At 61.4% G+C, this 12022-nt stretch carries 10 protein-coding genes; 7 read left to right on the top strand and 3 right to left on the bottom strand.

What is annotated here, in order from left to right:
* Window positions 1-415: 415 nt before the first annotated feature.
* The 3 genes from PNAP_RS20720 to PNAP_RS20700 form a co-directional block, all read right to left on the bottom strand.
* Window positions 416-2455, bottom strand: coding sequence for a ParB/RepB/Spo0J family partition protein (locus tag PNAP_RS20720; RefSeq protein WP_011797824.1), 2040 nt, complete (start codon window positions 2453-2455; stop codon window positions 416-418).
* A 617-nt stretch (window positions 2456-3072) separates the two neighbouring features.
* A complete protein-coding gene (gene radC, locus PNAP_RS20710; RefSeq protein WP_011797823.1) occupies window positions 3073-3579 on the bottom strand; it encodes a RadC family protein in 507 nt (168 codons plus the stop codon).
* A gap of 1117 nt (window positions 3580-4696) precedes the next feature.
* The gene (locus PNAP_RS20700; protein ID WP_011797822.1) at window positions 4697-5524 is read right to left on the bottom strand and encodes a DUF932 domain-containing protein; all 828 of its coding nucleotides are present in this window, start codon (window positions 5522-5524) and stop codon (window positions 4697-4699) included.
* A 658-nt stretch (window positions 5525-6182) separates the two neighbouring features.
* On the opposite strand from PNAP_RS20700, the gene PNAP_RS20695 reads away from it, so the two are divergent.
* The 7 genes from PNAP_RS20695 (at window position 6183) to PNAP_RS20665 (ending at window position 11989) form a co-directional block, all read left to right on the top strand.
* Complete coding sequence (locus PNAP_RS20695) at window positions 6183-6914, top strand: abortive infection family protein (RefSeq protein ID WP_049763794.1); 732 nt, start codon at window positions 6183-6185, stop codon at window positions 6912-6914.
* Between the two features lie 111 nt (window positions 6915-7025).
* On the top strand, window positions 7026-7730 hold the full coding sequence (locus PNAP_RS20690; protein ID WP_049763793.1) for a GntR family transcriptional regulator: 705 nt from the start codon (window positions 7026-7028) through the stop codon (window positions 7728-7730).
* Between the two features lie 91 nt (window positions 7731-7821).
* Window positions 7822-9192: an SRPBCC family protein gene (locus PNAP_RS20685; protein WP_011797818.1), complete on the top strand. Its 1371-nt coding sequence runs from the start codon at window positions 7822-7824 to the stop codon at window positions 9190-9192.
* A 120-nt stretch (window positions 9193-9312) separates the two neighbouring features.
* Window positions 9313-9879, top strand: a complete 567-nt coding sequence (locus tag PNAP_RS20680) for an aromatic-ring-hydroxylating dioxygenase subunit beta (RefSeq protein ID WP_011797817.1) — start codon at window positions 9313-9315, stop codon at window positions 9877-9879.
* Between the two features lie 38 nt (window positions 9880-9917).
* Entirely contained in the window at window positions 9918-10325 is a 408-nt protein-coding gene (locus PNAP_RS20675; RefSeq protein WP_011797816.1) for a BphX family protein, read from the top strand.
* 111 nt (window positions 10326-10436) lie between these two features.
* Window positions 10437-10766, top strand: a complete 330-nt coding sequence (locus PNAP_RS20670) for a non-heme iron oxygenase ferredoxin subunit (RefSeq protein ID WP_011797815.1) — start codon at window positions 10437-10439, stop codon at window positions 10764-10766.
* Window positions 10763-11989, top strand: a complete 1227-nt coding sequence (locus PNAP_RS20665; protein ID WP_011797814.1) for an NAD(P)/FAD-dependent oxidoreductase — start codon at window positions 10763-10765, stop codon at window positions 11987-11989. The genes PNAP_RS20670 and PNAP_RS20665 overlap by 4 nt, the downstream gene beginning before the upstream one ends.
* Window positions 11990-12022 lie beyond the last annotated feature (33 nt).

Here is a 12022-nt window from a genome sequence, read left to right as displayed (position 1 = left end):
GACTGGCGGGAACGCTCCCGGTATCAGACGGCAAACGGGTTGAAGCGTGGCGTGAAATCTTCATGGCAAGGCTGTGCGGCGTGTCGGTGAACCGTCCTTCGTGATGTAACTGACGGCCAACCGTCAGCATCATGGACGGCGCGCATTTGCACAACCGGCAGCAGCAAGGTGCAGCGCACCCCAGCCCCCGCCCGCTGCGGCGGGGGCTCTACCTGGGCAAGTGCATCGCACGCGCAGGCCCGGCATGGGCCGGAGTGCCTGTCGATTCGGCGCCCCGCCATGACGGCGGGGCGCGCTTTTGGTTTTTTGGGGGGGCTTGTCGGCTGTTAGACCGGGCGCGGCACACTTGCCGCGCCCGATTTTTCAAGAAAATACCCCGGCGCATTTTGCGCCGGGGCCATTTGTCATTGCTACCTTACGCAGCCAGCGCCTCGGCCACTGCCTCCATCTCGATGACAGCCTCCTGCGCAGCTTCCTCTGGCGTGTCGTTCGTCGCGTTCTGCGAACTTTCCTGCTGCGCGTCGTCCTGCGCCGCGCTAGTGCTGTCCTCGCTCTTGAACATGGCAGGCATCCAGCCCGTTCCCTCGGCCAGCCGCTCGGCCTCGCTGGCAATGTCGGCCTTCTTGAGCTTCGCCAGTCGGCTGACATTTCCGGGTGCAAACTGCTGCACAGCTTCCAGAATCACCGCCTTGGAGACGTGGGAGAAATACCCCTCGGCAGTCGGCTTCCACCATGCCGCCATGTCCAACCCGACCGCCTGAGCCAACACCTTACCCGACGCATCGTGTTCCCGCGAAGAAACTACATCCACGGTCGATGCCACGCACACCGCCAGCAGCCGCACCAGTTCATCCTGCGACAGTGCCAGCAGCACCGCGAACAGTTCGGCATCGTCCTCCGGCAGCTTCTCACCGCATGCCTGCTGTAGTTCCCGCAAGGCGACAGCGGCAGGCGATTGCGGCCAGTCCGGGGCGTAGCCTTCCAGTCTGTCCTGTGGACGGATGCTGATGCCGATGGGCAGCTCTACCGCATGGGCGTCCTGCAAGACCCGCTGCACCATGCCATGCACCAGCGCGGCCAGCGATGCCTGCGGATTGCGCGCCAGTTCGATTTGCAGTGCCGCAGTGCGGTGGGCGCTCAAACGGCGTGCCAGTTTCTCGGAGATTCCGGCCTTCTTCGGCTCGGGGCTGTCCTCGTCCTCGGTGTCTTCCGAGTCGATACCGCCTTGCACCCTCGCCAGCGTGCGCAACGCCTTGGCCTCGGCATCGCGCAGCAGACCGCGATGAATGACAGGCTCGCCCTGCCGATCAAGGGTGACGATGGCACCAGCAGCAGCGCGAACAGTCGAGCCATAGGCCAGCAATTCGGCTTCTAGCGCCTCCAGTTGCTCACCCAGGCGTTCGCCTTCTTCCTGCAAGGCCTCGGCCTTCTCTTCATCCTCGGCCTCAAGGGCGGCATCCAAGGCTTCCCCGACTTCCAGTACCTTCGCTTGCAGCTTGGCGATGCGCTTGGCCTCGCGGGCATTGGGCTTGCGCCGTTCCTTCGGCGCACGCTGGAAGGCTTGCAGGTCGGCATAGGTGGCGGCGGGCACCGCCTCCACCCACGCCCAACCCTCGCGGCGCACCTCGTCGGCAATGCCTGCCAGCTTGTCTTGCGCCAGCCGGTCGATCAATGCCGCATCGGTCAAATAGATACCTTGGTCAGCATCCGCGAACAGGTCGCGCCGGATGCCACCACCTGCGGCCTCGTAGGCTTCCAGCCCGACAAAGCGCACCAGCGGATGGCGATGGGCGTCGATTTCCCGCTCGGTCAGTCGTTCGCGCAAGGCGGTCGGGTTGCGCTGCCAGTTCGGCGCATCGTAGAACGCGGCTTCCTGTGCGGCGTGGTCGTCGGTGATCGCCAATGCCATCAACTGGTCAAGGTTCACGGTATCGGCCCGGTAGTCGGCCATCAAGCGCGGCGAGACATTCGCCAGCTTCAAGCGGCGCTGCACCACCAGCGGGGTCACGCCAAAGTCTGCGGCGATGTCTTCGATGGGTCGGCCTTCCGCGATCAAGTCGGCGAACGCCTCGAACTGGTCGGCGGGGTGCATGGCTTCGCGCTGCACGTTCTCGGTCAGGCTGGCAGTGCGGGCCGAGGCATCGGCCACCAGCAGGCAAGGCACCGCGTAATCCTTGGCAATGCGCCGTTTCTTAGCCAGCAATTTCAATGCCGCAAGGCGACGGCCACCGGCCACCACTTCGTAATGCTCGCCATCGCTGGCAAGAGTCACGGTCAGGTTTTGCAGCAGGCCTACGCGCTCAACGCTGGTGGCCAGTTCGGTGATGGAAGCGCCCAAGGTCTTGCGCACATTGCGCTTGGATGGGCGAAGCTGCGATAGCGGCACCAGCAGCATGTTTTGCGAGGGCGCAGCGGCTTCAAGGGCTTGGACTTCTTGATGGGTAACGGTGTTCATGGTGATAGCTCCTGTCCCGTGTCGGGACGAAAGAAAACAAAAAATGGAAGAACAAAACTCGCTGTCGATTCACGGTGTCGGTATCTGCATGCGCACTCTCCTGTGGTTTCAAAGCTGACCGGATTCCAAGATTCGGAGCCCGTTGTGGCTTTGGTTGGGTTCGGCGCAGAGACCCTGGGCCGGTCCCTGTTTGCCGCCGTCTTTCCTGAGTTCATCGCCCGCGAAAAACCGGGCCAGCAAGGGACAGGCTGTCAAGGAAGAAGCGCAGGGTTGGTGCGGCCCGCAGCCGCAGGCGAGGACACGGCCCTGCGCGCCTTGACGGCCGGGCACTGATGGCTACGGTCGCGGGAGAAAGCGATGAACTTGGGGAAGGACGAACAGCGGTCGATGGGCCAAGGGATGCGCTGAAACCAACGCAGCGCGGCGAGCGCCCCTGTGTGCCAGCGGCACACCTAGATGGATGGCTGTTGGCCGATCAGGTATAACCTGTTCGGCGGCATTGCAGGGGCGCCAAACAGAGTGCGGCGGGGATGGGCTGACCAGCCGATCCCCTGGAGGGCAAGCGCAGCGCGCAGCCGTATACGAGCGAAGCAAAAAGGGGGCGATGCCCCCTCGGGCTACAGCAGCCCACGTTCCGCAAAACTCATGATTTCATTGCCCGCCACGATTAAGTGATCCAACACCCGCACGTCCACCAGCGATAACGCGGTTTTCAGCGTCTGCGTCAATACCTCGTCCGCCCGCGACGGCTCGGCGACACCCGATGGATGGTTATGGCAAAAAATCACTGCCGCCGCATTGAGCGCAAGCGATTCCTTGACCACCTCGCGCGGATACACCGATGCCTGACTCACCGTGCCCCGGAACAGCTCGACGTATTCGATCAGGCGGTTCTGCGCATCGAGCATCAGTACAGCGAACACCTCGTGCTCCAAACCACCCAGTTTGACGCGCAGGAAGTCGCGCACCGCCTGCGGCGAAGTCAGAACCTCACGCCCGCGCAGTTGCGCACCCAGTAGCCGCTGCGCGGCCTGCAGCACCTCGTCGGCATTGGCCGGACGGTAGTCGCCCGCGACATCGCGAACGAGAAGGGAAGAATCGAGGGAAAGAGAAAGTTGCGACATGGTCTGCTCCGGTCTGTAGCGGGCGGAATTGCCCGAGACCGGCCCCAGCACGCTGTAGCGCAGTTGTCAGGGTTCACAGACGGCCGCCAGGACGCAAGCGCACACAGTGCGCGCAGACCTTGACAGCGAGAACAGCGTGGTACGTTGAAGGGAACAGCAAGGCCACCCCACCACCACACTCCATTGCCCTTGGGCAAGCGAAGCGCGCAGGCCGGGAACGCAGAGACGGACGAAGGTGTCAGGGATCAAAGCCGCATGGCCGCGACTCGGAACGAGGCGCGGGGCAACGCCCGCGAGCCCGACGGCGGAACGCCGGGACACACGTTTTGGTGTCGCTGAACAGACCGTTGAAGCTCCATAGCACTCCCAACTCATACGCCATTGCATCAGCCACCATTGACGATTGAAGAGCGAAAAAAAACCCGACGCAGGCCGGGTTTGAAACGCGTAAACGCGTCCCGTGCAGGGAGGTGACACGGGAGGTGCAAAACACCAAATTGGATTGTAGGTGGTCTGAGATGATCTCAAATACTTTTGCGCAATCGTGAATAAAACCTTGCCCAACATACCCCACAACGCCAATTACCGGCAGAGATTTCGACACCACCTCCCGTCGGACGGTCAGCTTGGCATTGCCCGGAACAAAAACGGTAGTGGGACGAATTGTTGCTCGAAGACGATTGATTCAACGTATCCCGAACAATGGAACCTTTGAGCACCGGGGGTGAGGACATAGGCAATCAAAGGGAAGTAGTCGGTCAATTGCTCGATCTTAACGACTTGAATTGGGTGTTCTTGAAATTGTTGAACGCCATAAAACTGACATTTGGAGGCTCGGGAATGGCCGGAATTTGTCGACAAGTGAAGGTGGCCAACAAGAGGCTCAGAGAAGGATGATCTCGCATCGTTGGACGCGATGACACGAGAGCACTGCCATGAATGCCTTTGCCGATGATGGCGAACACCTACAGCCATCGAGCGGTCGCATAGCGACCGCCGCCGCCGCGCGCCCAGACGGAACGGATGGGCGCGCGGCGGCCTGGCCTGGCCGCCGTTTTGCTGTGCCGTGTGCCTACGGTATCGAGGGGGCATTGCGCCCCCTCGCTGATTCAGCCGGTCAAGCCTTGAGCCGCTTCATGCCTTCGGCCAGCATCCACAATGCCCGGTTGATCTTGACGTTCTGGTCAATGCCTTGAATGGGCCGGGTGCTGTGCTTGCGCCCGGTGGCGGTGCGTCCATGTAATCCGCCTTGCGTCAAATTCTCCTGCACGCGGTTATAGGCGCTCCACAAGTCGGGCCGGTCGTCATCGCGGCGGCGCGGCATCAATAGCTGCGATTCGGTGATGGGCGCGGGTGCCGTCGGGTCGTCGTACTTGAGGGACAGCGCCGCATGGGCGAATACCTCGGCTTCGCCCCGGTCCAGCGTAATGGCGCGCATCTCGTCGCGGCGTTCGCGCACAAGGTCGAAGCCGTCCAGTACGTCATATGCACCCTCGATCACATGGCCGATCACGTCACCCTTGTGGGGGATGCGGACATCGGCCACCACGTCACCGCAGACCAGGCCGTTCTTACAGACAAATCTCAGCAAGCCCGCCATCATTTGATAACTGCTGGTGCCATCGTGTGAGTTCAGCAGAATGATTTCGTTGGCCTCCGCGCCATTGATCTGGTCGGCATGCCTGAGCCTGACCATATGTTTTGTGTGCTCGCGCTTGCCTTCATCACGTACACGGGTCTGGCACACCATGAAGGGTTGGAATCCTTCCTTGCGCAGTTCGGACAACACCGCGCCGGTTGCGATGTAACGATAACGGTCGGAGCGGCTTGCGTGCTTGTCTTCTGCAAAGATGGACGGAGCCACGGTGCGGATTTGGTCATCCGATAGCGGGTGATCGGCGCGTAGTACCGGGGAGCGGGAAGCGAAACGGGAACTGAGTTGCATGGTCTTTCTCCAAAAATTGAAGCTGTGGTTTCAAAGCTGACCGGATTCCAAGATTCGGAGCCCGTTGTGGCTTTGGTGGGTTCGGCGCAGAGACCTGGGCCGGTCCCTGTTTGCCGCCGTCTTTCCTGAGTTCATCGCCCGCGAAAGACCGGGCCAGCGAGGGACTGGCTGTCAAGGAAGCAAGCGCAGGGTTGGTGCGGCCCACAGCCAGCGGCGAGGACTCGGCCCTGCGCGCCTTGACAGCCAGGCACCGCTGGCTACGGTCGCGGGAGAAAGCGATGAACTTGGGGAAAGACGAACAGCGGCCGATGGGCCAGGGATGCGCTGAAACCAACGCCGCGCGGCAAGCGCCCCTGCGTGCAAAGGGCACGCCTAGCTGGATGTCTGTTGGCCGATCAGGCGTAGCCTGTTCGGCAGTCTTCGAGGGGCGCCAAACAGAGTGCGGCGGGGATGGGCTGTCAAGCCGATCCCCTGGAGGGAAAGCGCAGCGCGCAGGCAGGGAACGCAGAGACGGCCGGAGGCATCAGGGATCAAAGCCGGATGGCCATGACTCGACACGAGGCATGGGGCAACGCCCGCGAGCCCGGCGGCGGAACGCCGAGATGCCCGGATTGCGCGAAACTGGAGGTATTTCGTCTCAATCCAGAGGGAGCACACCTTGAACAACAAGATTCCAAATTCGGTCATCGGCGCAGTTGCCCCGGTCATTGCTGCGGCCTACTACAGTCACTCCAAACTGAATTCCCTTCTGAGGGAGAGCGGTGCGCCAGGAGATCCACCGGAAGGGAACCTCGAAGCCAAGTGCAGTATCTGGCTCAAGCGCTGCAACGACGATTCAAGCATCGATGCGCTGCAGGTTCTCGGTCAGCTCATTCAGCGATTCATGGATCAAGAGGTATCCGACCTATGGCCCCACGTCGGCGCGGATCAAGAACGCATCAGAGCGAGTTTGGCCACGAACCAGTTGTCGTATCAGACCAATGGCTTCATTACGTTGGCGGGATCGAGTCCGGCCGCCAAGACACTCGCTGACTATTTCAAGGCCCGGGACTTTGCGTCCATTGAAGCAGAGTTTGGTCGCGCAATTTCACAGATTGACCGCGACCCTCATGCGGCGATCACGGCATCCAGCGCCATCATCGAAGCGCTGTGCAAGACCTATATCGAAATAAATCGGCTGGAAATGCCGGCGAAGCAGACAATTGGCCCACTCTGGAAAGTCGTGCAGCAGCATCTTGGCCTCAACGTTGACCATACCTTGCAGGACGATCAGAAAAGGATTTTGCAAGGCCTGGCATCAATCGTTGATGGTGTTGGCGCTTATCGCACGCACATCGGGTCAGCGCCTATAGCAAAAATGTCGATAGTAGATTACAATATCGACATCTAACAATCCGCACGCTACTGAGCCCTGAATCGGTCCGTATTGAAGTGTGGCGGAATCTTCTGTAATGACCAAGTGAAAACTACAATGAGTACGAGAACTTCAAACCGCCTCACCATGGGAGGCGACAAGTCATTTGCGGATGCGCCGGTGCCCCGCGCGAATGCGCGAAGTCTGATTGAGTCGGCGTGTCAGCGGTTGCGGGCGGACATCGTGGAGGGGCAGCTCGCTGCGGGTGCCAGACTCGGCATCGAAGATCTCAAGTCGCGTTATGGGGTCAGCGGCGGGACCGTGCGGGAGGCACTTTCCCTGCTGGTGGCCGAAGGCCTGGTGCAGACGCAGGCCCAGCGCGGGTTCCACGTAACCCCGATGTCCTTGGGTGACATGCGGGATCTGGCCACCACGCGGATCGCGCTCGAGTGCGAAGCGCTGCGCCAAAGCATTCTGAATGGCGACGCCGAATGGGAGACGCGGGTCGTCAGTTCGTTTCACCGACTGTCGTTGATTGAAGAGCGCACGATGCGCGACCCGGTTCACCTGTTCAATGAGTGGGAGCGAGACAACCGCGACTTTCACGAAGCCCTGATCTCAGCCTGTCCGTCCTGCTGGACCCGGCGGTTCCTGTCCATCCTGTATTTGCAAATGGAACGCTACCGCCGATTGACATCTGTGCATAACCCACCTGCCAGGAATGTCCATGAGGAGCACCAGGCACTTCGTGACAGCGCACTCGCGCGTGATGCCGAGCGCTGCACCGCGTTGTTGCGGGCGCACATTGAGTCATCGATATCGGTGGTTCAGCAATTCGGGTTGTTGCGGTGACGCCGTACCGCGGATATTTGTTTTCGGCGTGATGAAAGAGGTTGGTATTTTTTAGCCCCGTCAAGGGTATTTTTAAAGGAGACATTGAGTCATGAGTTCAACAATAAAAGAAGTGCAGGAATCCACTGTGAAGTGGACTCGCAATTGGACGCCCGAGGCGATCCGGGCGTTGGTCGATCAGGAAAAAGGGCTGCTTGACCCCCGCATCTATGCTGACCAAAGCCTTTACGAGCTGGAGCTTGAGCGGGTCTTTGGCCGCTCCTGGCTGTTGCTAGGGCATGAGAGTCACATTCCTAAAACCGGGGACTTCCTGACCACCTACATGGGCGAAGATCCGGTAGTCATGGTGCGGCAGAAAGACCGTAGCATCAAGGTGTTTCTGAACCAGTGCCGGCACCGCGGCATGCGCATCTGCCGCTCGGACGCAGGTAACGCCAAGGCGTTCACCTGCAGCTACCATGGCTGGGCCTACGACATTGCGGGTAACCTGGTGAACGTGCCGTTCGAGCAGGAGGCGTTTTGCGACAAGAAGGAGGGAGACTGCGGCTTTGACAAGGCCGACTGGGGTCCGCTGCAAGCGCGCGTGGCCACCTACAAGGGCCTGGTCTTCGCCAACTGGGATGCCGAAGCGCCCGATCTGGAAACCTACCTCGGTGACGCGCGTCCCTACATGGATGTGATGCTGGATCGTACTCCGGCTGGCACCGAGGCTATAGGCGGCATGCAAAAGTGGGTGGTTCCGTGTAACTGGAAGTACGCCGCCGAGCAGTTTTGCAGTGACATGTACCACGCCGGGACGATGTCACACCTGTCCGGGATTCTGGCGGGCATGCCGCCAGAAATGGATTTGTCGAATGCTCAGGTGCCGACCAAGGGGAATCAGTTCCGAGCCCATTGGGGCGGGCATGGCTCGGGATGGTTTGTTGACGAGCCAGGCATGCTCATGGCCGTGATGGGTCCCAAGGTCACCCAGTACTGGACCGAAGGTCCCGCCGCTGAACTTGCAGAAAAACGTCTGGCTCTGCCGGTTCGACGCATGTTTGGCCAGCACATGAACATCTTCCCAACCTGTTCGTTCCTGCCCGCCATCAACACCATCCGAAGCTGGCACCCTCGCGGCCCCAATGAAATCGAGGTGTGGGCGTTCACCCTGGTCGATGCCGATGCACCCGCAGAGATCAAGGAAGAATATCGCCGGCATAACATTCGCACCTTCTCCGCTGGGGGTGTGTTCGAGCAGGACGACGGCGAGAATTGGGTCGAAATCCAGAAAGTGCTGCGCGGCCATAAGGCCAAGAGCCAGCCGCTCAATGCCCAGATGGGCCTGGGTCGGTCGCAGACCGGCCATCCTGATTTTCCCGGAAAGATTGGTTATGTCTACGCCGAAGAGGCGGCGCGGGGCATGTACCACCACTGGGCCCGCATGATGTCGGAGCCAAGCTGGGCCACGCTAAAACCCTGATAGGGACGCAATCGTTGAATCTTTCAATCGGATGAAAACTTCATCACGGGGGCCGGACGTGCGCGTGCAGACAACGCGCCGGTGTTCCGGCCCCTGATATTCACCTGGAGATAAACAGTCATGACAACCCCATCCACCAATTTGTTCAAAGCATTCGAATGGCCAAGCAAAGCCGTTGGCCTTGAGTTGCAGAACGAGATCGAGCAGTTTTACTACCGCGAAGCGCAGTTGCTTGACCACCGGGCCTACGAGGCCTGGTTCGCTCTGCTGGAAAAAGACATCCGCTACTTCATGCCGTTGCGCACCAACCGCAGGCTCCAGGAGAGCGAACTCGAGTATTCCGGCGACCAAGATTTCGCCCATTTCGACGAAACCCATGAAACCATGTACGGGCGCATCCGCAAGGTGACCTCGGAGCTGGGTTGGGCGGAGAACCCGCCTTCCCGTACACGCCACCTGGTCTCCAATGTCATGGTTCGGGAGGCGGCTGAGCCCAACACCTTCGAAGTGAGTTCGGCCTTCATCCTGTACCGCAATCGTCTGGAGCGCCAGGTCGACATTTTCGCGGGCGAGCGCCGGGACGTCCTGCGCCGTGCCGACAACGGCCTGGGCTTCAAGATCGCCAAGCGCACCATCCTGCTCGACCAGAGCACGCTGCTGGCGAACAACCTGAGCATGTTCTTCTGAGCAAGAAGCCGGAGCCCACCTGAACCGAGGACGCTGCCATGAGACAAGCTCGAACATTTCTGCTCGCCGTGGGCGTTTTTTACCTGCTCAACCTCGTTGGCACGCTTCCTTTCAGGGCACTGGGGCTGTTCGACATGATGTATCCGGGGGTGGAGATGGATGTTGGCCTGCCGATGTTCAAGTTGCTGCAGGATGCCTGGTTCGTTGTCGGCCTGCAGTTGGGGGCGATTGGCGTCGTCGCCCTGTGGGGGGCGCGTGATCCGCAGCGCTACCTGGCGCTTGTCCCGCTCGTCATCGCCACGGAAGTGGTCACGGCGCTCTGGGATTTTTACAGCATGGCATGGGGCCGCATGGCGCTGGGTTTTTGGCTGGCGTTGCTGGTGGTGCATGCGGCCTGGATCGTATGGGGGCTTCGCGTCTGGCGCGCCGCCCGTTTGGAGCGTTAGTGCGGTTCCCTATAGAAAAATTCAAGGTCAAGTGCCCCGGCAAGGATGCCGCGCAGTGCGTCCGGCACAAGCCGGATCATTTGAGTCAGATTGAAGAGAAGATAAAACGATATGGAATTCACCCGAGTTTGCAGTTTGAGCGAGGTGCCGCAGGGCGAAGCCCTGAAGGTCGAAAGTGGCGACACCGCCGTCGCAATTTTCAATGTGGAGGGTGAGCTGTTCGCGACGCAGGACCGCTGCACCCATGGCGAATGGTCTCTGGCCGAGGGCGGCTATCTCGACGGCGACGTTGTGGAATGCTCACTGCACATGGGCAAGTTTTGTGTTCGCACGGGCAAGGTCAAGTCGCCGCCGCCTTGTGTGCCGTTGAAAATATTCCCGATCCGTATCGAGGGCAATGACGTGTTTGTTGACTTCAATGCCGGGCACCTGGCGCCATGATCGAGAGCATTGTCATCATTGGTGCCGGCCTGACTGGGGCGATGGCCGCGCGCGCGCTTCGCGCCCAGGGCTACGCGGGACGCCTCCACCTGATCGGGGACGAGTCGCAGCAGGCCTATGACCGGACCACCCTGTCCAAGCAGGTGCTGACGGGCGAGCAGGCCGAACCGCCCGCGATCATGGATGCGTCCTGGTACGCATCGGCCAATGTGGAGGTCCAGCTCGGGCGGCGGGTGAGCGGCCTGGACGTGGCCAGCCGCCAGGTCCGTTTCGAATCGGGCGCCCCGCTGGCCTACGACCGCTTGCTGCTGGCCACTGGCGCGCGCGCCCGGCGCGTGGCGATTCCAGGTTGCGACCTGGCCGGCATCCACATTTTGCGTGACCGCGCCGACAGCCTGGCGCTGCGGCAGGCGCTGCAACCGGGCCAGTCGCTGGTCATCGTCGGCGGCGGCCTGATCGGTTGCGAGGTGGCGACCACCGCCCGCAAGGCCGGCGTCACGGTCACGCTGCTGGAAGCCGGCGACGAGCTGCTGCTGCGCGTGCTGGGCCGCAGAACCGGCGCATGGTGCCGGGCCGAACTGGAGCGCCTGGGCGTTCAGATTGAACGCAATGCGCAGGCGTCGCGCTTCGAAGGCGAGGGGCATGTGCGCGCCGTCATCTGTGCCGACGGACGCCGGGTGGCGGCTGATGGGGTGCTGGTCAGCATTGGCGCCGACCCGGCAGACGAGCTGGCCCGGGCGGCCGGCATTGCCTGCGCGCGCGGCGTGCTGGTTGACGCCACGGGGGCGAGCTCGTGTCCGGACGTGTTCGCCGCCGGTGACGTGGCCGCCTGGCCGCTGCGGGGCGGCGGTCAGCGTTCGCTGGAGACCTATCTGAACAGCCAGGCGCAGGCCGACACCGCCGCCGCCGCCATGCTCGGCAAACCCGTGCCGACGCTCCAGGTGCCGACTTCGTGGACGGAGATTGCGGGCCACCGCATCCAGATGATTGGCGACGCCGAAGGGCCCGGAGAAATTGTTCCGCGCGGCGATGCGCAGAACGGTCAGCCCCTGGTGTTGTTCCGGCTGCTCGATGGCCGAGTTGAAGCCGCAACGGCGATCAATGCCGCGAAAGAATTTTCCGTGGCGACCCGATTGGTGGGCGCACGGGTTCCTGTTTCGGCCGGACAGTTGCAAGACGCCGGCTTGAACCTGCGGGACCTGCTGAAAGCCAAACCGCAGTGATGCGCGTGACCGGCGATTTGCTTTAACAAAAGG

This window comes from Polaromonas naphthalenivorans CJ2, assembly GCF_000015505.1.
GTDB lineage: Bacteria > Pseudomonadota > Gammaproteobacteria > Burkholderiales > Burkholderiaceae_C > Polaromonas > Polaromonas naphthalenivorans.
Note: the sequence above shows the minus strand (reverse complement) of the source record. Positions and strands in the feature narration are given on the sequence as shown.